Consider the following 26,813-nt stretch of genomic DNA (forward strand, 5'->3'; position numbering starts at 1 on the left):
GGCACTGTTGCAAAGTTAGCGATGAGGCAGCCTTTTGTCTTATTCAAAGGCCTTACATTTCAAAAACTCTGCTTACCAGGCGCATTTCGCCCAGGGGATCACCATAATAAAATGCTGAGGCCTGGCCTTTGCGTAGTGCACGCATCACCTCAATACCTTTGATGGTGGCGTAAGCCGTCTTCATGGATTTAAATCCCAGCGTGGCGTTGATTATCCGTTTCAGTTTGCCATGATCGCATTCAATCACGTTGTTCCGGTACTTAATCTGTCGGTGTTCAACGTCAGACGGGCACCGGCCTTCGCGTTTGAGCAGAGCAAGCGCGCGACCATAGGCGGGCGCTTTATCCGTGTTGATGAATCGTGGGATCTGCCACTTCTTCACGTTGTTGAGGATTTTACCCAGAAACCGGTATGCAGCTTTGCTGTTACGACGGGAGGAGAGATAAAAATCGACAGTGCGGCCCCGGCTGTCGACGGCCCGGTACAGATACGCCCAGCGGCCATTGACCTTCACGTAGGTTTCATCCATGTGCCACGGGCAAAGATCGGAAGGGTTACGCCAGTACCAGCGCAGCCGTTTTTCCATTTCAGGCGCATAACGCTGAACCCAGCGGTAAATCGTGGAGTGATCGACATTCACTCCGCGTTCAGCCAGCATCTCCTGCAGCTCACGGTAACTGATGCCGTATTTGCAGTACCAGCGTACGGCCCACAGAATGATGTCACGCTGAAAATGCCGGCCTTTGAATGGGTTCATGTGCAGCTCCATCAGCAAAAGGGGATGATAAGTTTATCACCACCGACTATTTGCAACAGTGCCGTTTTCTATTAAGCTTAATGGTATCCATCATGCGGTACATAATGCGGACCCCGATTCACTTTTTGGCGTGCAAGGATGTTCGACTGACCCGACCTTTCCTTTCAACTTACCGTTGGCGGAATGGGCGCCGGAGTGGTTTAAACCTACCGGAGACTGCGGTTATGACGCGCCTATCGTCCCTGATGGCGTAACGCTCAGTAGCGTACAGCAGTGGTTTGTCGATCTCTACCAGCAGTCCGAAGGCTGGTATCTGCTTCCGCCCTGGCACTTTATGAACATGGCGCAGGCATGTATGTTGGCCTTTGGGTTGTGCCTGATTCTGCTGCTGGTGATGAGCGGCGCCTGGGCATTGAAACTGGCCAGAGGCAAATAACCTGAATAGATAAACCAAAGCAGAGGTCTGCATTCAGGCCTCTGCTTTTCTCACAATAATTTTACCATTCAGCTTATTCGTCGTTCTTTGAAACTGAACAATATGGCACCGAAGGAATACAAAAAAGCCGATGACATCTCATCGGCTTTTTTCAACCATGATCCGTTCGATCAGCTGGCTTTGCGCTCATGCGCCTGGCGGTAAGCCACCAGATCTTCAATCGTGACTACCGCCATATTATGCTGGCCTGCAAACGCGATACACTCCGGCGCGCGCGCCATCGTCCCATCGTCGTTAGTCAACTCGCACAGTACACCTGCAGGTTTAAAACCGGCCAGCGTCATCAGATCGATGGTCGCCTCCGTATGACCCCCGCGCGTCAGCACGCCGCCCGCCTGAGCGCGCAGTGGGAAAACGTGCCCCGGACGGTTAAGATCGGACGGTTTTGCGCCATCCTTAATTGCCGCACGCACCGTAGTGACACGGTCAGCGGCGGAAACGCCGGTGGTCACGCCTTCTGCGGCTTCAATGGTCACGGTAAAACCGGTGCCGTAGGCGCTGGTGTTGTTTTCCACCATCATTGGCAAGTCGAGCTGCTTACGACGATCTTCAGTAATACACAGGCAAACAATACCGCTACCGTGACGAATGGTTAACGCCATCTGTTCTACGGTCATCGTCTCTGCGGGGAAAATCATATCGCCTTCGTTTTCACGATCTTCATCATCAAGCACCATCACACCGCGTCCTTCACGCAGCGCATCCAGTGCAAGTTCAACACGTTCAAAAGGCGTACCAAAAGAGGAAAGTAGCGTCTGATTCATGGTAAAAAAACCTCATTAACATTATGGTTACCAGAATCAGGGCAGTCTTAGGAGTGCCGACAAGCGGCAAAAAAATAACGTGAGCGGGTCCATGCCCGACTGGATCGTTACCCTCTCCCATCCGGACTTTAACCGTCGGCCCCGGAATTACACCGGATCTGCTGACCTTTTCGCTATGGCAAAAAGCGCTCGCGGGCTTTCAACCTGCTCTCCGCGTTCCGTCACGGCGCGCCGTGATGAGAAATGCGTTAAACATCGCTGATTTACCGCCGGTGGGGAATTTCGCCCCGCCCTGAGAATAAGCGGGTTAACTATAACGCTATTGATTACCTTCATCAACGCCTTTACTCCGTATGACGTCACACAATTCTGGTTTATGGCGTCCACATATCGCACTACAATAAGAGCTAACACTTACCAGTTCAGGGAAACCACAATGATTGACCCGAAAAAAATTGAGCAAATCGCACGCCAGGTTCATGAGTCAATGCCGAAAGGTATTCGCGAGTTCGGGGAAGATATCGAGAAAAAAATCCGTCAAACGCTGCAATCTCAGCTGACGCGTCTCGATCTGGTGAGCCGCGAAGAGTTTGATGTCCAGACTCAGGTCTTGCTGCGCACCCGGGAAAAACTGGCGCTGCTGGAGCAACGCCTCAGCGAACTGGAAGCTCGCGACAAGCCTGAAGAAGTAAAACCTGCGCCCGCCATTCCGCCAGTCGATCCACAAGAGTAAAAACGTGAACGGGCCTGACGGCCCGCTCATATAAGATCTGAATAATGCCCTGCGCCTGTATAAGGGAGCCGGCATTAGTGTTCTAATTCTAACCTTTTCGCCTGAGTCGCCTGCTGGCAGTAAAGCGCGTAACGCTTGCAAAACCAGTCGCGGTGCTCCTCGTCCATATTGCCGGTTACCGCCTGAATATCAACAGGACGCCCCTCCGCCTGCATTCTGGCAAAACTGCGCGCCAGAAAATCGAAATTATTTAATGAATAGACGTTATTGTTGTTCATCAGCATACCCTCCAGTTATTGAATTCTGTTAAGGCTATATGCTTTTTCTGATTTCAGTATTTCCCTATATGTACGGCGGTTTTATACATAACGTGCGCAAATTTAATGCGCAAAATCACAATATTCACCAAAGATAACGACGGATAAATCGCTTTTCGGACTTAAGGAGATATGGGTCACATGATATTGTAACGCAATGAAATAACAAGCATGAAAATTATCACGCGAACACCCTTCTGAAGGCGGCGACAAGGATAGAAAATATGACCTTATTTGCGGAGTATAACAGCCCCTATCTGTTTGCCATCGCGTTCGTTTTCTTTATCGGCGTGCTGGAGATGATTTCTCTGATTTTTGGCCACTTTCTTTCAGGCGCGCTCGACGCCCATCTCGATCATTATGACGCCCTGTCATCCGGCCCTGCGGGCCAGGCGCTTCATTATCTGAATATTGGACGCGTTCCCGCCCTGGTCGTCCTCTGTCTATTGGCCGGTTATTTCGGCCTCTTCGGCATTCTCATCCAGCATGGCGGGATCATGCTCTGGCAAGCGCCGCTCAGCAATCTGCTGCTGGTCCCGTTGAGCATTGTCCTGTCGGTCTTTGCCGTGCATTACAGCGGAAAAATCCTCGCGCCCTGGCTACCCAGAGATGAAAGCTCCGCCCTCCGGGAAGAGGAATTTATCGGCGGCATGGCGATTATTACCGGCCACGCCGCCGTCGCCGGTACACCTTGCGAAGGAAAATTTACCGATAAGTTCGGCCAGATTCACTATTTACTGCTGGAACCCGAAAAGGGAAAAGAATTTAAAAAAGGAGACAAGGTGCTGATTGTCTGCCGACTTTCCGCAACGCGCTATTTGGCTGAGCGTACCTTCTACGTTTAATTGAGAGGAACTTACATAATGGATGATGTTTTTGGCATATTGCCATCATGGATGTTTACCGCCATCGTTGCGGTTATCGTCTTACTAATTATCGGGATCATTTTTGCTCGCCTCTATCGCCGCGCATCTGCGGAACAGGCGTTTGTCCGTACCGGGCTTGGCGGGCAAAAAGTGGTGATGAGCGGCGGCGCTATTGTGATGCCAATCTTTCACGAAATTATTCCGATCAATATGAATACCCTAAAACTTGAAGTCAGCCGTGCTACCGTCGACAGCCTGATCACCAAAGATCGTATGCGCGTTGACGTGGTCGTCGCTTTCTTCGTACGTGTAAAACCCTCTGTTGAAGGTATTGCCACCGCCGCACAAACGCTTGGCCAGCGAACGCTGTCGCCGGAAGATCTGCGTATGCTGGTTGAGGATAAATTCGTTGACGCCTTACGCGCTACCGCCGCCCAGATGACGATGCATGAGCTACAGGATACGCGTGAAAACTTCGTTCAGGGCGTACAAAACACCGTTGCGGAAGATTTGTCGAAAAACGGCCTGGAGCTGGAAAGCGTCTCATTAACCAACTTTAACCAAACGTCCAAAGAACATTTCAACCCAAACAACGCCTTTGATGCCGAAGGTCTGACGAAACTGACGCAGGAAACCGAACGCCGCCGTCGTGAACGTAATGAAGTGGAACAGGATGTGGAAGTGGCGGTGCGCGAAAAGAACCGCGACGCGCTTGAACGCAAGCTGGAAATCGAGCAACAAGAAGCCTTTATGACTCTGGAGCAGGAGCAACAGGTTAAAACCCGCACCGCCGAACAAAACGCTAAAATTGCCGCTTTTGAGGCCGAGCGCCATCGTGAAGCAGAACAGACGCGCATTCTTGCTGAGCGGCAGATCCAGGAGACGGAGATCGAACGTGAGCAAGCAGTACGGTCCAGGAAAGTTGAGGCCGAGCGTGAAGTACGTATTAAAGAGATCGAACAGCAACAGGTGACAGAAATCGCCAACCAGACGAAATCTATCGCCATTGCCGCCAAATCCGAGCAGCAATCACAAGCAGAAGCGCGCGCCAACGACGCGCTGGCCGATGCGGTTCGCGCCCAGCAAAACGTAGAAACCACCCGCCAGACCGCCGAAGCGGATCGCGCCAAGCAGGTCGCTCTGATCGCCGCGGCGCAGGATGCGGAAACCAAAGCGGTCGAACTGACCGTTCGGGCAAAAGCAGAGAAAGAAGCGGCAGAATTGCAAGCCGCCGCCATCATCGAACTGGCGGAAGCAACGCGTAAAAAAGGTCTGGCGGAAGCCGAAGCGCAACGGGCGCTGAATGACGCTATCAACGTACTATCTGACGAACAAACCAGCCTCAAATTTAAACTAGCGCTCTTACAATCGTTGCCTGCTGTTATTGAGAAGTCTGTTGAACCGATGAAATCCATCGACGGCATTAAGATTATTCAGGTCGATGGCCTCAATCGCAGCGCGACGGCGGGCGACGTCGCCGCTGGCGGCGCTAACGGGGGAAACCTGGCGGAACAAGCCTTATCTGCCGCGCTCACCTATCGTACCCAGGCGCCGCTGATCGATTCGCTGTTAAACGAGATTGGCATCGCTGGCGGCTCGCTAAAGGCGCTGACCACACCGTTGGTTTCATCGGCAACGGATGAGATTAATCGCGAAGCAACGGTAAAAGAGCAATAACCCCCGCCATATCTCCTGTCCCTGGTCATAAGACCGGGGATTTTTTTATCTTTTTTCCACCTTGTCTGTACAAAGCGTTATGACCAGCAGGCCATTTTGCGTGGGCGATCCAGTAACGCAAAATCGGCGGGAGAAAGCCCTTGCGCCAGACAGGCCACTCACCAACAATCGCGATGTCAGCAAGGGGCTGAAACGGGAAAGCCCCTCCCGAGGAAGGGGCTTTAATAAGGAAAGGGTTATGATGCACCAGGTCATCATACTGATTGTTCTGTTACTGATAAGTTTCGCAGCTTACTAACAGACAATCAGAGGGGGGAGAGATCCCCTCTCACCCTTATTCCTTTACTTTAGGTCGAAAAAAAAGCAGCGTCAACCGCGAGATACGCGTCGAAACAAAATGTCCGACGCGCCTTCAAAATCAGCGCCCGCCGCGTCTGTAACGCCTGATGACGCGGTTTTACTTCTCGCTCTCGGTCTGGATCTTTTTGATGATATTGGTCGTGGAACAACCATCTTCGAAGTTCAGCACCATGACTTCACCGCCGTTGGCCCAGACCTCTTCGCTGCCCGCGATCTCTTCCGGCTTATAGTCGCCGCCTTTTACCAGCAGATCCGGCAGAATACCGGCAATCAGTCGTTGCGGCGTATCCTCTTCAAAAGAGACAACCCAGTCGACCGACTCCAGCGCGCCCAGCACGATCATACGCTGTTCGAGCGGATTAACCGGACGGCTTTCGCCTTTCAGACGTTTAGTCGAGGCGTCACTATTGACCGCAACAATCAGGCGGTCGCCCAGTTTGCGCGCGTTCGCCAGATAAGAGACGTGGCCCGCGTGCAGAATATCGAAAACGCCGTTGGTCATAACCACTTTCTCGCCACGCTTACGCGCGCTGGCGACGGCCTGTCTCAACTCCTCTTCGGTCATGACGCCGAAGCCGGTATCCGCGCGTCCGCGCACTGCGTTTTCCAGCTCAATAGGGGAAACCGTTGACGTCCCGAGTTTACCTACCACTACGCCCGCCGCCGCATTGGCGAAATAACACGCCTCTTCCAGGGTATTTCCCGCCGCCAGCGTCGCCGCCAGCACGCCGATCACCGTATCGCCCGCACCGGTAACATCATAAACTTCCTGCGCCTGCGTCGGCATATGTAGCGGCGCTTTATTCGGTTGCAGCAGCGTCATTCCCTGTTCGGAACGCGTGACCAACAGCGCGGAAAGGTCGTAATCGGCAATGAGCTTCATGCCGCGTTCAACCAGTTCGTCTTCGCTTTTACATTTCCCCGCGACCGCCTCGAATTCAGAAAGGTTTGGCGTCAGCAGCGTGGCGCCGCGGTAACGTTCAAAATCCGTTCCTTTCGGATCGATGAGCACCGGCACGCCCGCCTGGCGCGCCAGGGAAATCATAGTCTGCACGCTGGTCAGAGCGCCTTTGGCATAATCGGACAATACCAGCGCGCCGATCGATCCCAGCGCCTGGTTGATACGCTCATGCAACGGCTGTGGGTCCACGCCCTCAAAGCCTTCTTCAAAATCAAGACGAATGAGCTGCTGATTACGTGATAGTACGCGCAGTTTGGTAATCGTCGGATGCGTCGGCACAGAAACGAAGTCGCACTTCACATTGACCTCCGCCAACGTTTTGCTCAGCGCGCGCGCGGCGTCATCAATACCCGTCAGGCCGACCAGACGGGCGTTCGCTCCCAGAGACGCAATGTTCATCGCCACGTTCGCCGCGCCGCCCGGACGTTCCTCAACGGTATTTACCTTAACCACGGGCACCGGCGCTTCCGGTGAAATACGGCAAGTGGGGCCATACCAATAGCGATCCAGCATTACATCACCCACAACCATGACGCCTGCACGTTCAAACGCTGGCAGATTTACTTTCATTCCTGTCTCCTGAGAGATTCAAAATTTGCGCGCGATAATAGCATAATTCAAACGGCTACCAGCCACTTCCGCCAGCTTGCCTGCACCAGCGCGCGCTCTTTGCTAAAACACGTCTGCGCCACATGACCGGGAAGCTCCTGCAACGCCAGGTGGTGCAGTTCATCACGCAGTGTGGTGTAGGCTACCGTCAACGCCTGCGCCTCGTGATCATCCATAATGCCGTTTTGCGCCAGAAGCTCCAGGATGCGCACGTTATCAGACCAGCGCGTTAATTTAGGTTTTTCATGAGCGTAGCGCAGTACCAGATATTGCGCGATAAACTCAATATCCGTAATACCGCCTTCATCAGCTTTAATATCAAAACGATCACGATGCTTATTGCCGAGATGCGCCCGCATTTTCTCGCGCATTTCACGCACTTCAGTCTGCAATGTCTTGCCGTCGCGCGCCGTCGTCATGATAGTGCGGCGCACCGTATCAAACTGTGAGGTAAGCTGCGGGTCGCCATATACCACGCGAGCGCGTACCAACGCCTGATGTTCCCAGGTCCAGGCTTCATGCTGCTGATAATCGGCAAACGCGTCCGCTGAAGTCACCAGCATTCCCGCCGCGCCAGAGGGGCGTAGACGCGCATCCACCTCATACAAAATGCCGGAGGAGGTGCGCGTACTGAACAGATGCATAATGCGCTGCGCCAGGCGCAGATAAAACTGCCGCCCGTCGATTTCGCGTTCGCCGTTGGTCATGACGTCCATCGGACAGTCATGCAGGAAGATGAGATCCAGATCGGAACTGTAGCCCAGCTCCCATCCGCCCAACTTGCCATAACCGACAACCGCAAACCCCCGCCCCTGGCGCTCGTCCAGATGCGCTGGCTGACCATAACGCGCAACCATTTGCGTCCACGCCTGCTGCACCACAGCATCAATCATCGCCTCCGCCAGCCATGTGAGGTGATCGCTCACTTTCATCACCGGCAGCGTACCGGCAATATCCGCCGCCGCAATCCGCAAAAGCTGTGCCTGTTTAAACTGGCGTAATGCCTCCAGTTGTTGTTCTTCGTCCTCTTCCGGCACGCGCAGCAAATACTGGCGTAATTCGTCGCGGTAAGCGTCGGTAGCCGTCGGCTGATAAAGCGTGCCGGGGTCGAGCAGTTCATCAAGCAACAACGGATAACGCGCCAGTTGGCTCGCTATCATTGGCGAAGCGGCGCAGAGCATAATCAGGTGTTTCAGCGCGCCGGGAAATTCGCTCAGCAGCTCCAGATAGGTGGTACGAGTGACAATCCCCGCCAGCAACGGCGTTATCCGCGATAGCGTAACAGCGGCGTCTTCGCGAGAACAGACATCAGCAAGCAGGTGCGGCATCAGTTGGTCCAGCACTTGCCGCCCGCGCGGGCCGATAGGGCGTTTATCCAGTTCCTTACGGAAGTCAGCGATGAGGGTCAGAACTTGTCGCCGATCCTCATCGGCTAAATGCGCCAGCACTGGCGTCGAATCATCCTCCTGTAGCGCATCCTGCCATACTTCACGCCACGGCTCTGAACGTTCTTCCTCCTGCGGGGTATCGGCTTCATCATCGCCAATTAATTCGTTGAATACGCGGCGTACATTAGCCATATGATCCGTCAGTTCGCCAACAAGCTGCGGCCAGTTCTCCGCCTTCATTCCCCAGGCCAGCCGCGCCCGATTCAGATCGTCGGCAGGCAACGTTTGCGTCTGTTCGTCATTGATGCTTTGCAGCAGATTCTCCAGACGACGTAGAAAAAGATAGGCCACGCGCAGTTGCGCCACGTCATTCTCAGGCAGCAAATGCAGCGCAGCGATAGCATCCAGCGTTGGCAGTAACGAACGCGACTGTAGCGACGGCTCGCGCCCGCCGCGGATGAGCTGGAATACCTGCACGATAAACTCAATTTCCCGAATACCGCCCGCGCCAAGTTTAATGTTGTCTTTCAAACCGCGGCGTCGCACTTCGCGGGCGATCATCCCTTTCATATTACGTAGCGACTGGATGACACTGAAATCGATATAGCGGCGGAAAACGAAAGGCCGCAGCATGGCGCGTAATTCACGAGACCAGGCGTCGTCGTTATCGCCCATTAGCCGCGCTTTCACCATGGCGTAGCGTTCCCAGTCGCGTCCTTGCTCCTGATAGTAATCCTCCAGCGCGGCAAAACTCAGTACCAGCGGGCCGCTGTCGCCAAACGGTCGCAGGCGCATGTCCACCCGATAGACAAAACCATCCATTGTGGGCTGATCCAGCGCTTTGATCAGCCGCTGCCCGAGACGCGTAAAAAACTGGGCGTTATCGAGTTCACGACGCCCGCCCCGGGTCTCGCCATGTTCCGGCCAGGCGAAAATCAGATCGATATCAGACGAAAAATTCAGCTCGCCGCCGCCCAGCTTGCCCATGCCTAAAATCAACAGCGGCTGCGGAACGCCCTGCGGGTTACAGGGGGTTCCCCATTCGCGGCAACAGGCGGCATACAGCCAGTCACGCGCCCCCACGATGAGCGTCTCCGCCAGATGGCTCAACTGTTGTAAAATAGTCTCATCGTCCACCAGCGACAGCGTCTGCGCCCAGGCGATGCGTACCATGATGCGGCGACGAAAAAGCCTCAGTTCACGCATCAGCGAGGCGTCGTCACAGACACCTGCCAACGCCTCCTGTAACCAGCCAGCATAATGTCGCCATTCATCAGCCTGCGGCGATGCGGATTCCAGTTCGGCAAGCCACTCCGGATGCGCTATCACGCTATCCAGCGCAAAATCGCTAAATGTAAGTACTGACTTCGCCTGCGCGCTAAGCGATGTCTCAGTAAATCCTTCTGGTAGGCGCTCAACAACGGTCTGCCAGTACTGCGATAAGGGTGAAGAGAGCGGCGTCATTTAGGGGATATCCTTTAAATAATGCCGGATGGCGGCGTTTCGCCTGATCCGGCCTACAAGTCCGCATACCGTAAGCCTGATAAGCGCAGCGTCATCAGGCGCTTTCTACGGTTCTGATTATCGTTTTCCGCTGTGCAACCAGAACGGCTGCTGGTTAATGGCCTCATTACGGAAATGTTCAATTTCAATACGTTGTCCGGTAAGAATGGCGTGACGCAATCCCTGCCAGTTTTCCAGCCATGCCTGCGCGACCATCGCATCATAATACCCGGCCAGCAGTAAAACGCTGTCGATATCGCGAGTCAAACGCGGCAACTGATCGCGATACTTATCACCCAGCGGTTGTCCAAAAACTTTTTTTAATTCAGCAGCATGACGAGAAAGATGAATGTCGGCGAAACGCTTAAAAGAATCGGCCATTTTGGCCTGCGCCTTCGCGTCCAGAAATGGCTGCCAGGCTTTCGTCACCAGCCATTCCGTCAATGCCAGTTTCGCCATCGCCGTTTGCGTACTATAAACGGCTGTGACGGCGGACACCGCGGATGTCATCGTCGCTTCCGCCTGGGTAAGTAGATCACGTAAGTGAGCGCTCGCTTTACGTGGAACAATGCCCCCAAAGAGCATTAAGGCATGGCGCACTAATCCCATAGCATCCAGCACGTGTTCTTTCGCCGACTCGTCGCCGCGCAGCCAGAGCTCTTCATGGTACTGCCACTGTGACAACGCCAGATCCAGCGAGGCCTCCAGCCCTTGCTCTACCGTGGCTTTCGCGGCGGTCCGCAGAATTGCCGTTGGTGTATTCTCTCGCGGCGCATTCCCCTGCGCCAGGTGATAACCTCGCGCCGCCTTACTCAGACTGCCCTGACGCAAACCGGTTTGCGACAGCAGTTGCTTCGCCAGTTTTAACACGGCGCGCGTATCGCCGCGAAGCAACTCAAGCTCCAGCTCACAAATCGGTTCGGCAAACTCGCCCGCTTTTACGTCGCCGAGATCGAGCGCAATTTCAATCCTGCTGCCGTCAACGTCCAGACACCATTTTTCCCGGTAAAAATCGGTACTGAACAGCGGCTGTACGTTTGATGCCAGGCCAGCGGGCAGGTTGCCATCAGGCCAGACCTCCGCCGGAAGTTGCGTCAGATCCAGCACGGGTTCGCTTAGCGCGACATTGTATTCGGGTCGCTGGTGCAGCCCGCCCGTTACCCGGCCGGCAATTTTCATGGTCATTTCATAGCGCCCATTTTCACCACGAATACGCAGCCCCATATCATGGCGGCGTAGCCAGTTATCAGGCGTTTCGAAGTAGATATTCAGCAACTGGCTGGGCGCATGATGCTCGCCGCCGAGCGTATGAAGATGATTTCGCAGCGCATCTACGGCGTCGTGATTGACGATAAACTTTAATTCGATTTCCTGAGCCATGGCCTTGTACTTATGGGTTATGTCACATCTGGGAAGATTCTTGGCGAACTTACCCGCATTATTTTTGTCAGTAGATAGTATTTTGCGCCAAATTGCCATGCAACGAGCAATTTGACGGGCGTAAAAGTTTGACGTAGCGGCAAAGGCGACACAGATGATTCCGATTGATGTCGACTACTTTGCGTAGCGACACTGATGCCGTTACTATCGTTCCACTTTCTCTGACAATAACGACAGCCTGATGCCAAAATTACGCCTGATTGGACTAACTTTACTTGCGCTTAGCGCCACCGCCGTCTCTCATGCTGAAGAGACGCGTTACGTTTCTGATGAACTGAATACCTGGGTCCGCAGCGGTCCGGGAGATAATTATCGCCTTGTGGGTACCGTCAACGCCGGCGAGGAAGTCACGCTCTTACAGAGCGATGCCAACTATGGTCAAATCAAAGACAGTTCTGGTCGTACTGCCTGGATACCGTTAAAAGAACTGAATACCACGCCAAGCCTGCGTACCCGCGTGCCGGATCTGGAAAATCAGGTCAAAACGTTGACCGATAAACTCAACAATATTGATACCACGTGGAATCAGCGCACCGCCGATATGCAGCAGAAAGTGGCGCAAAGCGACAGCGTCATCAACGGGCTAAAAGAAGAGAACCAGAAGCTGAAAAACGAGCTGATTGTCGCGCAGAAAAAAGTTAGCGCCGCGAATCTGCAACTGGATGACAAACAGCGCACCATTATTATGCAGTGGTTTATGTATGGCGGCGGCGTATTGGGTATTGGCTTGCTGTTAGGGCTGGTGCTGCCGCATATGATCCCAAGCCGTAAACGCAAAGACCGCTGGATGAACTAAATCGCCTTCTCTGCGGCACTGTCTTATCATTAGAGGATGATCGTTTTTAAAAGGAAAGTGGCGTGAAGATTTATCTGGTCGGTGGTGCGGTTCGGGATGCGTTGTTAGGGCTACCGGTTAAAGATAAAGATTGGGTCGTTGTCGGCGCCACGCCGCAGGAGATGCTTGATGCGGGCTACCAGCAGGTAGGCCGTGATTTTCCTGTGTTTCTCCATCCGCAAACTCACGAAGAATACGCGCTGGCGCGTACTGAGCGTAAATCCGGTTCCGGCTACACGGGCTTCACCTGTTATGCCGCGCCGGACGTTACCCTGGAAGCCGATCTCCAGCGTCGCGATCTGACCATTAATGCTCTGGCGCGCGACGATGACGGCCAGATTATCGACCCTTACCACGGGCGCCGGGATCTGGAGGCACGTCTACTGCGCCATGTCTCTCCCGCGTTTGGCGAAGATCCCTTGCGCGTATTGCGCGTGGCGCGTTTTGCCGCCCGTTACGCTCATCTGAGTTTCCGTATCGCCGATGAAACACTGGCGCTAATGCGCGAAATGACCGCGGCAGGCGAGCTGGAACATCTGACGCCGGAACGGGTATGGAAAGAGACGGAAAATGCGCTTACCACCCGCAATCCGCAGGTTTACTTCCAGGTATTGCGCGACTGCGGCGCCCTGCGCGTCCTGTTTCCGGAAATCGACGCCCTGTTTGGCGTACCCGCGCCGGCAAAGTGGCATCCGGAAATTGATACCGGAGTTCATACGCTGATGACGCTGTCGATGGCCGCCATGCTCAGTCCGCAGCTTGATGTCCGTTTCGCCACGCTTTGTCATGACCTGGGCAAAGGCTTAACGCCGAAAAACCTCTGGCCGCGCCATCATGGCCACGGCCCGGCGGGCGTGAAACTGGTCGAACAGTTATGCCAGCGTTTGCGCGTCCCCAATGACCTGCGTGATTTAGCTAAACTGGTCGCCGAATACCACGATCTGATCCACACCTTTCCGATACTCCAGCCGAAAACGATCGTTAAGCTGTTTGACGCCATTGATGCATGGCGTAAACCGCAGCGCGTCGAGCAGATTGCGCTGACCAGCGAGGCCGATGTCCGTGGACGTACCGGCTTTGAAGCGTCGGATTACCCGCAGGGGCGCTGGCTGCGCGAAGCCTGGCAGGTGGCCCAAGCGGTACCGACGAAAGAGGTGGTGGAGGCCGGATTTAAGGGCATTGAGATTCGCGAGGAGCTGACCAAGCGACGAATTGCAGCGGTCGCCAGCTGGAAAGAGAAGCGCTGCCCGAACCCCGCCAGCTAAACGCCATCCGGCACGATAAATTGCCTGATGGCGCTGCGCTTATCAGACCGACAAAACAGTTAGGCCGGACAAGGCGGTACTCCGCCATCCGGCACGGTCAATCATCAGAAGAAGACAACGTAAACGGCAGCCGCCACCACAAAGCGGTAAATCGCAAACGGAATAAACGAGATACGCTTAATCAGTTGCAGGAAGGTCTTGATAGCGATCAGCGCCACCACAAACGCCGTCACAAAGCCCACTGCGAACATCGGAATATCCGCTGCGGTCAGGAATGACCAACTTTTGTAGAGATCCAGAACCGTTGCGCCCATCATCATCGGCACAGCCAGTAAGAACGAGAACTCAGAGGCGGCGTAACGGCTGACGCCCATCAGCATCCCACCGGAAATGGTCGCTCCGGAACGCGAGAAGCCCGGCCACAGCGCCAGACACTGGAAACAACCAATCATAAACGCCTGACGATACGTCATATCATCCAGCCCCGGCGCGCGCGGTTCTTTCGGCTTCAGGCACTCGGCGGCAATCAGCAACAGACCGCCTACCACCAGCGCGTACATCACGTTAATCGGGTTAAATAGCGACTTGATCGTGTCATGAAAGACTAACCCCAGCACCACCGCCGGAATCATGCCCAGCAGGATGTGAATCAACGTTAATCGACCTTTATTACTTTCACCTTCACGCTGTAGCGGGCGGCCAAAGTGAATACCGATGAGACCAAACAACCGCCGCCAGAACATCACCACGACCGCCAGAATAGATCCAAGTTGAATCACCACTTCGAATGTCTTGGCCGTATCGCCTTCAAACCCCAGCAGATGACCCACAATAATCATATGGCCCGTGCTGGATACCGGCAAAAACTCCGTCAATCCTTCGACCACACCCAAAATTGCCGCTATCAGCAGCGAGTGCATATCGCTCATCAATAAACCCCTAAAATGAAAAACACTGCAAAAATGGATCTCGCGTTAAGACCCCATATATAACCGTTTGGTTTAAAAAATATAAAATTATTTATTTTTATTTCAGATTATTGCCACGCTCAATAATTACCCCTACGTTCGCCGCGCGCGCGACGGCGCCAGGCTTGCTCAGTTTGATGCGAACCCACGGAGAATTGAATCGGCTAAGCAGTAGATCCGCCACCTCTTCCGCCACACGCTCGACCAGAGCAAAACGCCCGCCTTCAACATGATTTATCACCGTGTCGGCGATATCCGCGTAACTTAGACAATCTGCGACATCATCGCTTTTCGCCGACTTGCGGTTATCCCATGCCATTTCGATATCGAACACCAGTTTTTGCTCGATAGTCTGTTCCCAGTCGTAAACACCGATAGTGGTGATTACCGAAAGTTGCTCTATAAATACAATATCCATCACGACCTGCCTGCTTTTTGGCTAACCCGGATACCACTTCCGGCGAAATGTGCGTATTATCCACAGAAATAGTAAATAAAACGACACTTTCAATACGGAACAGCTTATGAGTGCAATCGCGCCTGGAATGATCCTCTTCGCGTACCTCTGCGGCTCAATTTCCAGTGCCATTCTGGTTTGCCGCATCGCCGGGCTGCCCGATCCGCGTGAAAGCGGCTCCGGCAACCCGGGCGCGACGAACGTATTACGAATCGGTGGCAAGGGAGCGGCTGTCGCGGTACTTATTTTTGACATCCTTAAAGGCATGTTGCCCGTCTGGGGCGCGTATGCGTTAGGCGTTACCCCTTTCTGGCTGGGGCTTATCGCTATCGCCGCCTGTCTGGGGCATATCTGGCCGGTCTTTTTTGGCTTTAAAGGTGGGAAAGGCGTAGCAACCGCATTTGGCGCCATTGCGCCCATCGGCTGGGATTTAACCGGCGTTATGGCTGGCACCTGGCTGCTGACGGTCCTGTTAAGCGGTTATTCATCGTTAGGGGCGATTGTCAGCGCCTTGATTGCGCCGTTTTACGTCTGGTGGTTTAAACCGCAGTTCACCTTCCCGGTGTCGATGCTGTCATGTCTCATTTTGCTGCGCCATCATGACAACATCCAGCGTCTGTGGCGTCGACAGGAGACGAAAATCTGGACGAAGCTGAAAAAGAAACGCCAGAAAGATTGAGCTGGAGCTGCGTCTGGAAGAGGGCCTCAACCGTCTGGGGCTCGGCCCACAAGGGTTGACCGGCAATAGCTCGGTGATGGGCGTACATATCGAATCCGCCGCGCGTCACCCTTCCACCATTGGCGTGGTTAGGCGCGATTTTCGGCCTGATCTTCCTGGTGCTGCTGATCGTCTCCAGGCTGTTGTGGATGCCCATCGTTTTGCTGTAAATCCGTTGGGGCGGCATGATGTCGCCCCCTTTTTCCGCTTTTACGCCGCCGGCAGCTCGGCCAGCGGCCAGCGCGGACGTACCGTTACGCCAAGATCCGCCGTAACGCCCGCCTTAAACCGCACCATTCCGGCATAGGCGATCATCGCCCCGTTGTCGGTACAAAATTCCGGGCGCGCATAGAACACTTCGCCGCGGCGTTTTTGCATCATTTCGGCAAGCTTCGCGCGCAGCGTGCGGTTAGCGCTGACGCCGCCCGCCATGACCAGACGCTTAAAACCGGTGCTTTCCAGCGCGCGCTTGCACTTGATCATCAGCGTATCCACGACCGCATCTTCAAAAGCGCGCGCGATATCAGCGCGAGTTTGTTCGTCGTCGCCATTACTACGAATGGTGTTAGCGGCAAAGGTTTTCAGACCGGAAAAACTAAAATCCAGCCCCGGACGATCGGTCATCGGGCGCGGAAAGACAAAACGTCCCGCCGTCCCCTGCGACGCCATTTTCGACAGCATCGGGCCACCAGGATAATCCAGCCCCAACAATTTGGCAGTTTTATCAAACGCTTCGCCGGCGGCATCGTCAATCGACTCGCCCAGCAGTTCGTACTGACCAATTCCGGTCACGCTAATGAGCTGCGTATGTCCGCCGGAGACCAGCAGCGCCACAAACGGGAAATCCGGGGGATTATCTTCCAGCATCGGCGCCAGCAGATGCCCTTCCATATGGTGTACAGGAATGGCCGGCACATTCCAGGCAAATGCCAGCGAACGCCCGACGGTTGCGCCGACCAGCAGCGCGCCGACCAAGCCCGGGCCTGCGGTATAGGCCACCGCGTCGATATCGCTCGCCGTCAGACCGGCTTCTTTTAATGCCGCCTGAATCAGCGGCACGGTTTTACGCACATGATCGCGGGAAGCCAGTTCAGGCACTACGCCGCCGTAGTCAGCATGTAATTTCACCTGACTATACAATTGGTTGGCTAACAGACCTTTTTTGTCGTCGTAAATAGCGATGCCGGTTTCATCGCAGGATGTTTCAATACCCAGTACACGCATGACTTGTTTTACCTCGCTCTAATACCGCGCAGTGTAGGTCGAATGCGGGTGGATGTATACCCTCAGTCCCGACTTCGTGTATACTCCCTCACCTTATAAAAGTCCCTTTCAAAAAAGGCCGCGGTGCTTTACAAAGCAGCAGCAATTGCAGTAAAATTCCGCACCATTTTGAAATAAGCTGGCGTTGATGCCAGCGGCAAACCGAATTAATCAAAGGTGAGAGGCACATGCCGGTAATTAAAGTACGTGAAAACGAGCCGTTCGACGTAGCTCTGCGTCGCTTCAAGCGTTCCTGCGAAAAAGCAGGTGTTCTGGCGGAAGTTCGTCGTCGTGAGTTCTATGAAAAACCGACGACCGAACGTAAGCGCGCTAAAGCTTCTGCAGTGAAACGTCACGCGAAGAAACTGGCTCGCGAAAACGCACGCCGTACTCGTCTGTACTAATCTTTTGAGAGCGGGCTGCTCTCAATTCAGATCGAGTTGTAGTTGTAAGGCCGTGCTTCCGAAAGGAATGCGCGGCTTGTTTTCGTTTATGCATTAGCATATACACAAAATCATTCATGCTGCGTCCAGGCGGCAAGAGAGCAAGTCCCCGGCGCTTACGCAAGTCAGCGACAGGGGTGAGCGAACGTAGCCAACACTACGGCAGCCTGAAGAATGACGTGTATAAAAGGGGCATATGGCTGGACGAATCCCACGCGTATTCATTAATGACCTGCTGGCGAGAACCGATATCGTCGATCTGATCGACGTGCGCGTAAAACTCAAGAAACAGGGCAAGAACTATCACGCGTGTTGTCCATTCCATAATGAGAAAACCCCTTCTTTCACCGTAAACGGTGAAAAACAGTTTTATCACTGCTTTGGATGCGGCGCGCATGGCAATGCGATCGACTTTTTGATGAATTACGACAAGCTCGAATTTGTCGAAACCGTCGAAGAATTAGCGGCCATGCATAACCTGGAAATTCCCTATGAAGCAGGCACCGGGCTTAGCCAGATAGAGCGCCATCAACGGCAAAACCTCTATCAGTTGATGAATGGTCTGAATGACTTTTATCAGCAGTCGCTTACCCATCCTGCGGCAAAACCTGCGCGTGACTATCTGCAAAAGCGCGGTCTGAGCGCTGAAATTATTCAGCGTTTCGCCATTGGCTTCGCGCCGCCAGGTTGGGATAACGCGTTAAAGCGCTTCGGTAATAACAGCGATAACAAGGCATTGTTGCTGGATGCCGGGATGCTGGTCAATAACGAGCAGGGCAGCACTTACGATCGTTTCCGTAATCGGGTCATGTTCCCTATTCGGGACAAACGCGGCAGGGTGATTGGTTTTGGCGGTCGAGTTCTGGGGAACGACACGCCGAAATACCTTAACTCTCCGGAAACGGACATTTTCCATAAAGGCCGCCAGCTATATGGTCTTTATGAGGCTCAGCAATATAGTGCTGAACCGCAACGCTTGCTTGTGGTCGAAGGTTATATGGATGTCGTCGCACTAGCGCAATACGACATTAACTATGCGGTCGCTTCGCTGGGTACCTCAACCACGGCAGACCATATGCATATGTTATTCCGGGCGACGAACAACGTGATTTGCTGTTACGACGGCGACCGGGCTGGCCGTGATGCCGCCTGGAGAGCGCTGGAAACAGCAATGCCTTATATGACCGACGGTCGGCAGGTACGCTTTATGTTTTTACCTGACGGCGAAGACCCGGATACGCTGGTGCGTAAAGAAGGCAAGGCGGCTTTTGAAGCGCGGATGGAGCAGGCGCAGCCGCTCTCTACGTTTCTGTTTAATAGCCTCCTGCCGCAGGTGGATTTAAGCTCGCCGGATGGCAGCACGCAGTTAGCCGCGCTGGCGCTGCCGCTCATTAATCAGGTGCCTGGCGACGCGCACCGTATTCAGCTGCGCCAGACGTTGGGGCTGAAGTTAGGCATTTTCGATGATAGTCAGCTTGATCGTTTAGTGCCAAAACAGGCGGAAAGCGGCGTTTCCCGCCCGGCTCCGCAGCTAAAACGCACGACCATGCGTATACTGATAGGATTACTGGTGCAAAATCCGGATCTCGCGCCGTTAGTGCCGCCCTTAGACGCGCTGGATCAGAATAAGCTGCCTGGACTTGGCTTATTTAAAGAATTGGTCAAAACTTGTTTGGCTCAGCCAGGTCTTACTACCGGACAACTTCTGGAACTCTACCGTGGTACAAATGATGCTGCGACCCTTGAAAAATTATCGATGTGGGACGATATAGCAGATAAGGCGATTGCCGAAAAGACCTTTACCGACTCACTCAACCATATGTTTGATTCGCTGCTGCAACTGCGACAAGAAGAGCTGATCGCTCGCGATCGCACTCACGGTTTAAGCAGCGAAGAACGCCGAGAGCTCTGGACGTTAAACCAGGAGCTGGCCAGAAAATGAATTTAACGGCTTAAATGCCGCATATCGATCGGGAAGCCCCCGACAGCCGCAGTGAGAGGCAGCGGCCAAAATATAAGTATGCCCTCGCTTTAAATGTCGACAGCTATACCGTCGACACCAATCAAACGAATAAGTGTGGATACCGTCTTATGGAGCAAAACCCGCAGTCACAGCTGAAACTTCTTGTCACCCGTGGTAAGGAGCAAGGCTATCTGACCTATGCTGAGGTCAATGACCATCTGCCGGAAGATATCGTCGATTCAGATCAAATTGAAGATATCATCCAAATGATCAACGACATGGGTATTCAGGTAATGGAAGAAGCGCCTGATGCCGATGATCTGCTGCTGGCTGAAAATACCACCAGCACCGATGAAGATGCGGAAGAAGCTGCTGCACAAGTTCTGTCCAGTGTTGAGTCTGAAATCGGTCGTACGACTGACCCGGTACGCATGTATATGCGTGAAATGGGCACTGTTGAACTGTTGACCCGGGAAGGCGAAATCGACATCGCTAAACGTATCGAAGACGGGATCAACCAGGTTCAATGCTCCGTTGCCGAATACCCGGAAGCCATTACCTATCTGCTGGAACAGTACGATCGCGTTGAGGCTGAAGAGGCTCGTTTGTCCGATCTTATCACCGGCTTTGTCGATCCGAACGCGGAAGAAGAGATGGCGCCGACCGCAACTCACGTCGGTTCTGAACTCTCCCAGGAAGACCTGGATGATGACGAAGACGAAGATGAAGAAGACGGCGACGATGACGCCGCCGATGACGACAACAGCATTGACCCTGAACTGGCACGCGAAAAATTCGCTGAGCTGCGCGCGCAATACGTCGTTACGCGCGACACCATCAAAGCGAAAGGCCGCAGCCATGCTGCCGCGCAGGAAGAGATTCTGAAGCTGTCTGAAGTGTTCAAACAGTTCCGTCTGGTACCGAAGCAATTCGACTATCTGGTCAACAGTATGCGCGTGATGATGGATCGCGTGCGTACCCAGGAACGTCTGATCATGAAGCTCTGCGTCGAGCAGTGCAAAATGCCGAAGAAGAACTTTATCACGCTGTTTACCGGTAACGAAACCAGCGAAACCTGGTTCAACGCCGCTATCGCGATGAACAAACCGTGGTCGGAAAAACTGCACGATGTCGCGGAAGAAGTGCAACGCTGTCTGCAAAAACTGCGGCAGATTGAAGAAGAGACCGGTCTGACCATCGAACAGGTGAAAGACATCAACCGTCGAATGTCCATCGGGGAAGCGAAAGCCCGCCGTGCGAAGAAAGAGATGGTTGAAGCGAACTTACGTCTGGTTATTTCTATCGCTAAGAAATACACCAACCGTGGCTTGCAGTTCCTTGATCTGATTCAGGAAGGCAACATCGGTCTGATGAAAGCGGTAGATAAGTTCGAATACCGTCGTGGTTACAAGTTCTCCACCTACGCAACCTGGTGGATCCGTCAGGCGATCACCCGCTCTATCGCCGATCAGGCGCGCACCATCCGTATTCCGGTGCATATGATTGAGACCATCAACAAGCTCAACCGTATTTCTCGCCAGATGCTGCAAGAGATGGGCCGCGAGCCAACGCCGGAAGAGCTGGCTGAACGGATGCTGATGCCGGAAGATAAAATTCGTAAGGTGCTGAAGATTGCCAAAGAGCCAATCTCCATGGAAACGCCGATCGGCGACGATGAAGATTCGCATCTGGGTGATTTCATCGAGGATACCACCCTCGAGCTGCCGCTGGACTCTGCCACTACCGAGAGCCTGCGTGCCGCCACTCACGACGTTTTGGCTGGCCTGACCGCTCGTGAAGCGAAAGTGCTGCGTATGCGTTTCGGTATCGATATGAACACCGACCACACGCTGGAAGAAGTGGGTAAACAGTTCGATGTTACCCGCGAACGTATCCGTCAGATCGAAGCGAAGGCGCTGCGTAAACTGCGCCACCCGAGCCGTTCTGAAGTGCTGCGCAGCTTCCTCGACGATTAATTCGCCGTACACGTATAAACGCCGCCGCAAGGCGGCGTTTTTTTATCAGGTCATGCGCGAGCGCCCTATTTGGCCTGCAGAATTTCTACACAGCGCGAGTATTCGCGCCCTCATTCCCCATTGCTATAGCCCACGCATAATGAGCGCTTGATCCAGTTCGCGATAGGCCTCGACCAGTTTTTCCGTTTTAATTCGGTTTAAGCCGCTGGGATTCGGCAACACCCACACCATCGTCGCGCCAATGGCGATCTTTTGTTTACCCCAGGCGATACCGCGCTGGCTGAATCCCTGTTCAAAAGCCTGTTTACCAAGCACCGCCAGCGCCGCGGGCTGGTAGTCCTCTATCTTTTCAATCAGGTTGCGTCCGCCGCTACGTAATTCATGCAACTTCACCTCAGTCGCTTGTACCGTCGGTCGGTCGACGAGTTTCGTTACCCCGCAGCGAAAATCCAGTAATTTTTCCGCCTCTTCCGGTTTCAACTGTCGATCGGTGAAACCGGCCAAATGAATAACTTTCCAAAAACGATTCGCGGGATGTGCAAACGGAAAGCCGGTATTCGCCGAGGAGAGTCCCGGATTGATGCCGCAAAAAACCACCCGTAGCCCTGGCGCCAGTATGTCCTTAACCATTATTACTCCTGAGCAATACAACGTTCTTTAAGTATAACGGGTTGAAAACACATTGTTTATAAAAACAGCACCCGCACGGTTACGGCTGGATTACAGCGTAAAGTTACATTATAATCCACCGCCACGGCCCCTTAGCTCAGTGGTTAGAGCAGGCGACTCATAATCGCTTGGTCGCTGGTTCAAGTCCAGCAGGGGCCACCAAATTTTAGCTTTAAAATCATATAATTAAGCCACTCTAAAGAGTGGCCTTTTTGTTTCTGACAGGGCTCGCCCCATACCGCTATTTACGATGCCAATAGGCTGCCGCACGTACCAGGTGTGGATCAAACCCCTTTTCAAAGCACTGACTTAAACGTTTTACCGTTTTGCCTTCGCCAGTAATCCAGATGAAATAGTCTGATTCTGGTATTGTCAGCTGCGACAGGCGCGTTTGCATTGCCTGTTCATCGCCGCCAACAACATATTCCACAGTAATATCCGTCAAATGGGCGAGATAATCGCGATATGCCGCGTCCTGAATGCTCACCAGCGCGGTTACCGCAGGGCGCGCAGGCAGACGGCTAAGCGATTCCAGACGACGACGTAGCGCAGGCATACCGGACTCATCGCAGACATAAACCTGACAGGCATAATCTTCCGGCACCACCAGCGAACCGCGCGGCCCGCCGATCGTCAGTGTATCGCCTTCACGGGCTTCCATTGCCCAACGGCTGGCTACGCCGCCATCGTGGATAAAGAAATCCAGCGCCAGCTCGCGACGCGCCTCGTCATACAGCGGCGTGTAATCCCTGGAGACCGGGCGAACGCCCTCCCCCCAGATAATGCCTTCCTCAGTGACTGTCGGAGGCGTAAAGCGACAGCCTGGCTCAGGGAAAAAAACTTTCGTGTGATCGTCAAAGCCCAGGGAGATGAAACCGTCCAGCGCCTCGCCGCCAAGTACGATCCGCTGAAATCCTGCGCTAATACGTTCTACCCGCAGAACGATCAGCTCGCGAAAACGCAGCTCATTACGAACACGCTGTGGGTAGCGTACGGATGATGTCGTCATTTTTTGCCTTCGTGAAGTAATACGATATATCTAAATTAAAATTTTAAATGATAATGATTGTTAATCAGTAAAAATGCAACTGTTTTTTGATAGTGTTCTGGCAACGCGTCGCTAACTATAACCTTAGAATAAAATGTTATAAATTAATAGATTATCGCAACAATGGCTTTTACCCTTGCTAAAACCCATCATTTAGATATAAATTAGATATATCTAAATAAGCAGGAGGCAATGATGCAAAATCAACATGAAGGGTGTTGCAAAAACCGGGATCATAAGCACGATGGTTGCTGCAAAGATCGCGAACATCAGCATGAAGGCTGCCATAGCGCGCATCAGCATGAGAACGCCAGTTGCGGCGGCGAACACCGTCACGGACACGGCTGTGGTCGTCATGGACAGGGCGGTGGTCGACGCCAGCGATTTTTTGGCCACGGGGAACTTCGGCTGGTCATTCTTGATATCCTGACCCGGGACGCCAGCCACGGCTATGAAATGATTAAAGCGATAGAAAACCTGACGGGGGGCGGCTATACGCCAAGCGCTGGCGTGATCTACCCTACGCTGGATTTTTTACAGGATCAGCAATTTATCACGATTAGCGACGAAGAAGGCGGGCGGAAAAAAATCGCGATTACCGCGAACGGCGCGCAATGGCTTGATGAAAATCGCGAACACCTGACGCATATTCAGGCGCGGCTAAAAGCCCGTTGTGTGGGCATGGAGTTACGTAAAAATCCGCAGATGAAGCGGGCGCTGGATAACTTCAAGGCCGTGCTGGATCTGCGGATAAACCACAGCGATATCAACGACGCGCAAATCAAACGCATTATCGGCGTGATTGATCGCGCGGCGCTGGAAATCGCCGAACTGGATTAAGCGGGCTGCGTGTCTTCTTCGCGGACGCGGAACACGTTCACCAGCTCTTTTAAATGTAACGCCTGTTCGTTCAGCGACGCCGCGGCGGCAACAGACTCTTCCACAAGGCAGGAGTTTTGTTGCGTGGCGGCGTCAATCAGGCCAATCGCGCTGTTAATCTGCGAAATACCGTCAGTTTGCTCGCGGCTGGCCTGCCCAATCTCACGTAATATCACATCCATCTCTTCGACGTTATCCACCATGCCATTAATCAGGGCGCTGGCTTTCTCCACCAGGTGCATCCCTTCCTGAGTCTGACTGGTTGAATCTTCAATCAAATTACGGATTTCACTGGCTGACGAGGCGCTCTTTTGCGCCAACTGGCGAACCTCTCCGGCGACAACGGCAAAACCACGTCCATGTTCGCCCGCGCGCGCCGCTTCAACCGCCGCGTTCAGCGCCAGAATATTGGTCTGAAAGGCAATGGAATCAATGATATTGATGATATCTGACATACGATTTGCCGTGTCGTTAATAACGCGCATTTTCTGCGTCACTTGATTCATCATCTCCCCATTGTTTTTCACCACGCTGGCGGCGCCGGCAGAGAGTTTGGTCGCTTCACTGGTATGGTCAGCCGTATTTTTAACCGTGGCGGTAATCTGTTCCATCGACGCCGCCGTTTCTTCAACCGAGCTGGCCTGCTCTTCCGTACGCGCCGCCAAATCCTGGTTACCGGCGACAATTTGCGCCGCCGCCGTGGAGATACTCTCCGAACCGTTTTGCACTTCCTGTACGATATCCAGCAGACGCGTTTTCATCGCCATTAATGCTTGCAGTAGTACGCCTGTTTCATCTTTATAGTCGGTGGTGATATGACGAGTCAGATCGCCATCGGCAATCGCCTCGGCAAAGCGTACTGCGTCATCAAGCGGCCGGGTAATAGAACGCACAATATACCATCCCATTACGCCTCCGGCGGCGATGCTTATCAGCGCCAGGGTAATTAACAGCGTCCGATTATTTTTAAAATCCTCTTTGACCTGCACGCTCGCTTCATGCATCTGCGCGTCCTGAACAGCGATAAGTTCCTGGACTTTGTCCTTATAGACTTTTTGCACCTGCACCGTTCTGGTCATCATCTCCTGAATGGCCGCCTGACGATTATTGCTTTGAATATCTTTCAAAATACGGAATCTGGACTCCAGGTATTGCTGGCGCGCTTCACGGATCTCATTAATGATTTTCTGTGAATCCGCATCGTGACTATTTTCCCTGGAAAGCTCATCCAGTAGCGCCGAAATGCGCTGGCTTATCTCACTGAGTTCTTTCTGCGAGCTCTGGCTCCAGCGCCCCTCTTCATCCAGTAACATGAGCTGCTGCGCGATGATGAAATCATTAAAATTATCGATTAACAGATTGGCTTTTACCGTGGTGGGATAATCATTGGTAATAATGTCCTGCATACCCGTATTAGCCCGATCAAGGCTAAACAAAGACAGAGCGGAACTCACCACCATGAGAACAATGAATAAGCCAAAGGCCATAAATAATTTTGAACGTATTTTAATGTTATGCAAAAACATATTTTCTCCCTGGGATTGCATATCCTCATACAGGAAGATTTATCGGCAATAATGTTACTAACTTTATGATATTGATCGCTTTTTATTTCGGAACATTATTAGTAAGTAATATGGCACTGTTGCAAATAGTCGGTGGTGATAAACTTATCATCCCCTTTTGCTGATGGAGCTGCACATGAACCCATTCAAAGGCCGGCATTTTCAGCGTGACATCATTCTGTGGGCCGTACGCTGGTACTGCAAATACGGCATCAGTTACCGTGAGCTGCAGGAGATGCTGGCTGAACGCGGAGTGAATGTCGATCACTCCACGATTTACCGCTGGGTTCAGCGTTATGCGCCTGAAATGGAAAAACGGCTGCGCTGGTACTGGCGTAACCCTTCCGATCTTTGCCCGTGGCACATGGATGAAACCTACGTGAAGGTCAATGGCCGCTGGGCGTATCTGTACCGGGCCGTCGACAGCCGGGGCCGCACTGTCGATTTTTATCTCTCCTCCCGTCGTAACAGCAAAGCTGCATACCGGTTTCTGGGTAAAATCCTCAACAACGTGAAGAAGTGGCAGATCCCACGATTCATCAACACGGATAAAGCGCCCGCCTATGGTCGCGCGCTTGCTCTGCTCAAACGCGAAGGCCGGTGCCCGTCTGACGTTGAACACCGACAGATTAAGTACCGGAACAACGTGATTGAATGCGATCATGGCAAACTGAAACGGATAATCAACGCCACGCTGGGATTTAAATCCATGAAGACGGCTTACGCCACCATCAAAGGTATTGAGGTGATGCGTGCACTACGCAAAGGCCAGGCCTCAGCATTTTATTATGGTGATCCCCTGGGCGAAATGCGCCTGGTAAGCAGAGTTTTTGAAATGTAAGGCCTTTGAATAAGACAAAAGGCTGCCTCATCGCTAACTTTGCAACAGTGCC

24 protein-coding genes, 1 tRNA gene, 2 pseudogenes and 1 riboswitch are annotated in these 26,813 nt (G+C 53.2%); of the genes and pseudogenes, 15 read left to right on the forward strand and 12 right to left on the reverse strand.

Annotation, left to right across the window (positions count from 1 at the left end):
- Window positions 1–52 precede the first annotated feature (52 nt).
- Entirely contained in the window at window positions 53–757 is a 705-nt protein-coding gene (locus ABVN44_RS24120) for an IS6-like element IS26 family transposase (protein ID WP_001067858.1), read from the reverse strand.
- A gap of 58 nt (window positions 758–815) precedes the next feature.
- Here ABVN44_RS24120 and dsbI point away from each other — a divergent pair.
- A pseudogene (gene dsbI / locus ABVN44_RS24125) lies at window positions 816–1,193 on the forward strand (protein-disulfide oxidoreductase DsbI); the annotation flags it as partial.
- Window positions 1,194–1,363: 170 nt separating this feature from the next.
- Here dsbI and ribB read toward each other — a convergent pair.
- Window positions 1,364–2,017 (reverse strand): 3,4-dihydroxy-2-butanone-4-phosphate synthase, encoded by a 654-nt coding sequence (gene ribB, locus ABVN44_RS24130; protein ID WP_001076978.1) that lies wholly within the window; start codon window positions 2,015–2,017, stop codon window positions 1,364–1,366.
- A gap of 105 nt (window positions 2,018–2,122) precedes the next feature.
- A riboswitch (FMN riboswitch) is annotated at window positions 2,123–2,321 on the reverse strand.
- Window positions 2,322–2,453: 132 nt separating this feature from the next.
- Here ribB and ubiK point away from each other — a divergent pair.
- Window positions 2,454–2,750, forward strand: a complete 297-nt coding sequence (gene ubiK, locus ABVN44_RS24135) for a ubiquinone biosynthesis accessory factor UbiK (RefSeq protein WP_000566824.1) — start codon at window positions 2,454–2,456, stop codon at window positions 2,748–2,750.
- A 74-nt stretch (window positions 2,751–2,824) separates the two neighbouring features.
- Here the strand turns inward: ubiK and glgS are convergent, their stop codons facing one another.
- Window positions 2,825–3,034, reverse strand: a complete 210-nt coding sequence (glgS, locus tag ABVN44_RS24140; RefSeq protein WP_000928927.1) for a cell surface composition regulator GlgS — start codon at window positions 3,032–3,034, stop codon at window positions 2,825–2,827.
- Window positions 3,035–3,291: 257 nt separating this feature from the next.
- Here glgS and ABVN44_RS24145 point away from each other — a divergent pair, with 257 nt between their 5' ends.
- From ABVN44_RS24145 to ABVN44_RS24155, 3 genes are all read left to right on the forward strand, one after another.
- Window positions 3,292–3,912: an OB-fold-containig protein gene (locus ABVN44_RS24145; protein WP_000171739.1), complete on the forward strand. Its 621-nt coding sequence runs from the start codon at window positions 3,292–3,294 to the stop codon at window positions 3,910–3,912.
- An 18-nt stretch (window positions 3,913–3,930) separates the two neighbouring features.
- Window positions 3,931–5,610, forward strand: a complete 1,680-nt coding sequence (locus tag ABVN44_RS24150; protein ID WP_000342882.1) for a flotillin family protein — start codon at window positions 3,931–3,933, stop codon at window positions 5,608–5,610.
- Between the two features lie 238 nt (window positions 5,611–5,848).
- A complete protein-coding gene (locus ABVN44_RS24155) occupies window positions 5,849–5,908 on the forward strand; it encodes a type I toxin-antitoxin system Ibs family toxin (RefSeq protein WP_001804776.1) in 60 nt (19 codons plus the stop codon).
- Window positions 5,909–6,067: 159 nt separating this feature from the next.
- Here ABVN44_RS24155 and hldE read toward each other — a convergent pair whose 3' ends face one another.
- From hldE to ABVN44_RS24170, 3 genes are all read right to left on the reverse strand, one after another.
- Entirely contained in the window at window positions 6,068–7,501 is a 1,434-nt protein-coding gene (gene hldE, locus ABVN44_RS24160) for a bifunctional D-glycero-beta-D-manno-heptose-7-phosphate kinase/D-glycero-beta-D-manno-heptose 1-phosphate adenylyltransferase HldE (RefSeq protein WP_000867682.1), read from the reverse strand.
- A gap of 47 nt (window positions 7,502–7,548) precedes the next feature.
- The gene (gene glnE, locus ABVN44_RS24165; protein ID WP_023181557.1) at window positions 7,549–10,392 is read right to left on the reverse strand and encodes a bifunctional [glutamate--ammonia ligase]-adenylyl-L-tyrosine phosphorylase/[glutamate--ammonia-ligase] adenylyltransferase; all 2,844 of its coding nucleotides are present in this window, start codon (window positions 10,390–10,392) and stop codon (window positions 7,549–7,551) included.
- Between the two features lie 117 nt (window positions 10,393–10,509).
- Window positions 10,510–11,811 carry an inorganic triphosphatase gene (locus ABVN44_RS24170; RefSeq protein WP_000046219.1) on the reverse strand — a complete coding sequence of 434 codons (1,302 nt, stop codon included), beginning with the start codon at window positions 11,809–11,811 and terminating at the stop codon, window positions 10,510–10,512.
- Between the two features lie 241 nt (window positions 11,812–12,052).
- On the opposite strand from ABVN44_RS24170, the gene ABVN44_RS24175 reads away from it, so the two are divergent.
- Together ABVN44_RS24175 and ABVN44_RS24180 are read left to right on the forward strand one after the other, a co-directional pair.
- Window positions 12,053–12,667, forward strand: coding sequence for a TIGR04211 family SH3 domain-containing protein (locus tag ABVN44_RS24175; RefSeq protein ID WP_001125344.1), 615 nt, complete (start codon window positions 12,053–12,055; stop codon window positions 12,665–12,667).
- Window positions 12,668–12,729: 62 nt separating this feature from the next.
- The gene (locus ABVN44_RS24180) at window positions 12,730–13,971 is read left to right on the forward strand and encodes a multifunctional CCA addition/repair protein (protein WP_000708449.1); all 1,242 of its coding nucleotides are present in this window, start codon (window positions 12,730–12,732) and stop codon (window positions 13,969–13,971) included.
- Window positions 13,972–14,075: 104 nt separating this feature from the next.
- On the opposite strand, the gene bacA is transcribed toward ABVN44_RS24180, so the two are convergent.
- Together bacA and folB are read right to left on the reverse strand one after the other, a co-directional pair.
- On the reverse strand, window positions 14,076–14,900 hold the full coding sequence (bacA, locus tag ABVN44_RS24185) for an undecaprenyl-diphosphate phosphatase (protein ID WP_048348915.1): 825 nt from the start codon (window positions 14,898–14,900) through the stop codon (window positions 14,076–14,078).
- A 97-nt stretch (window positions 14,901–14,997) separates the two neighbouring features.
- Window positions 14,998–15,357: a bifunctional dihydroneopterin aldolase/7,8-dihydroneopterin epimerase gene (gene folB, locus ABVN44_RS24190; RefSeq protein WP_000355776.1), complete on the reverse strand. Its 360-nt coding sequence runs from the start codon at window positions 15,355–15,357 to the stop codon at window positions 14,998–15,000.
- 106 nt (window positions 15,358–15,463) lie between these two features.
- Here folB and plsY point away from each other — a divergent pair, with 106 nt between their 5' ends.
- Window positions 15,464–16,075 carry a glycerol-3-phosphate 1-O-acyltransferase PlsY gene (gene plsY / locus ABVN44_RS24195; protein ID WP_001272784.1) on the forward strand — a complete coding sequence of 204 codons (612 nt, stop codon included), beginning with the start codon at window positions 15,464–15,466 and terminating at the stop codon, window positions 16,073–16,075.
- Window positions 16,059–16,202: pseudogene (locus ABVN44_RS24200) on the forward strand (fumarate hydratase); the annotation flags it as partial. The gene plsY and the pseudogene ABVN44_RS24200, both read left to right, overlap by 17 nt.
- 122 nt (window positions 16,203–16,324) lie before the next feature.
- Here the strand turns inward: ABVN44_RS24200 and tsaD are convergent.
- A complete protein-coding gene (gene tsaD, locus ABVN44_RS24205; RefSeq protein ID WP_001264389.1) occupies window positions 16,325–17,338 on the reverse strand; it encodes a tRNA (adenosine(37)-N6)-threonylcarbamoyltransferase complex transferase subunit TsaD in 1,014 nt (337 codons plus the stop codon).
- Window positions 17,339–17,565: 227 nt separating this feature from the next.
- On the opposite strand from tsaD, the gene rpsU reads away from it, so the two are divergent.
- The 3 genes from rpsU (at window position 17,566) to rpoD (ending at window position 21,759) form a co-directional block, all read left to right on the forward strand.
- Complete coding sequence (gene rpsU, locus ABVN44_RS24210; protein WP_001144069.1) at window positions 17,566–17,781, forward strand: 30S ribosomal protein S21; 216 nt, start codon at window positions 17,566–17,568, stop codon at window positions 17,779–17,781.
- Window positions 17,782–18,016: 235 nt separating this feature from the next.
- Window positions 18,017–19,762 carry a DNA primase gene (gene dnaG, locus ABVN44_RS24215; RefSeq protein ID WP_000918865.1) on the forward strand — a complete coding sequence of 582 codons (1,746 nt, stop codon included), beginning with the start codon at window positions 18,017–18,019 and terminating at the stop codon, window positions 19,760–19,762.
- 14 nt (window positions 19,763–19,776) lie between these two features.
- Complete coding sequence (gene rpoD / locus ABVN44_RS24220) at window positions 19,777–21,759, forward strand: RNA polymerase sigma factor RpoD (protein ID WP_001120159.1); 1,983 nt, start codon at window positions 19,777–19,779, stop codon at window positions 21,757–21,759.
- 123 nt (window positions 21,760–21,882) lie between these two features.
- Here the strand turns inward: rpoD and mug are convergent, their stop codons facing one another.
- Window positions 21,883–22,389, reverse strand: coding sequence for a G/U mismatch-specific DNA glycosylase (mug, locus tag ABVN44_RS24225; RefSeq protein ID WP_000237776.1), 507 nt, complete (start codon window positions 22,387–22,389; stop codon window positions 21,883–21,885).
- A gap of 125 nt (window positions 22,390–22,514) precedes the next feature.
- Between mug and ABVN44_RS24230 the strand changes: the two genes are divergently transcribed.
- A tRNA-Ile gene (locus ABVN44_RS24230) sits at window positions 22,515–22,590 on the forward strand.
- A 79-nt stretch (window positions 22,591–22,669) separates the two neighbouring features.
- On the opposite strand, the gene ABVN44_RS24235 is transcribed toward ABVN44_RS24230, so the two are convergent.
- Complete coding sequence (locus tag ABVN44_RS24235) at window positions 22,670–23,437, reverse strand: siderophore-interacting protein (RefSeq protein ID WP_023232311.1); 768 nt, start codon at window positions 23,435–23,437, stop codon at window positions 22,670–22,672.
- A gap of 231 nt (window positions 23,438–23,668) precedes the next feature.
- On the opposite strand from ABVN44_RS24235, the gene ABVN44_RS24240 reads away from it, so the two are divergent.
- Window positions 23,669–24,316 carry a PadR family transcriptional regulator gene (locus tag ABVN44_RS24240; RefSeq protein ID WP_094204712.1) on the forward strand — a complete coding sequence of 216 codons (648 nt, stop codon included), beginning with the start codon at window positions 23,669–23,671 and terminating at the stop codon, window positions 24,314–24,316.
- Here ABVN44_RS24240 and ABVN44_RS24245 read toward each other — a convergent pair.
- On the reverse strand, window positions 24,313–25,881 hold the full coding sequence (locus ABVN44_RS24245; RefSeq protein WP_000478462.1) for a methyl-accepting chemotaxis protein: 1,569 nt from the start codon (window positions 25,879–25,881) through the stop codon (window positions 24,313–24,315). The two genes, ABVN44_RS24240 and ABVN44_RS24245, sit on opposite strands and share 4 nt — an antisense overlap.
- A 175-nt stretch (window positions 25,882–26,056) precedes the next feature.
- On the opposite strand from ABVN44_RS24245, the gene ABVN44_RS24250 reads away from it, so the two are divergent.
- Entirely contained in the window at window positions 26,057–26,761 is a 705-nt protein-coding gene (locus tag ABVN44_RS24250; protein WP_001067858.1) for an IS6-like element IS26 family transposase, read from the forward strand.
- The last annotated feature ends 52 nt before the right edge of the window (window positions 26,762–26,813 follow it).

Source organism: Salmonella sp. SJTUF15570 (assembly GCF_043357055.1).
Classification (GTDB): domain Bacteria; phylum Pseudomonadota; class Gammaproteobacteria; order Enterobacterales; family Enterobacteriaceae; genus Salmonella; species Salmonella enterica.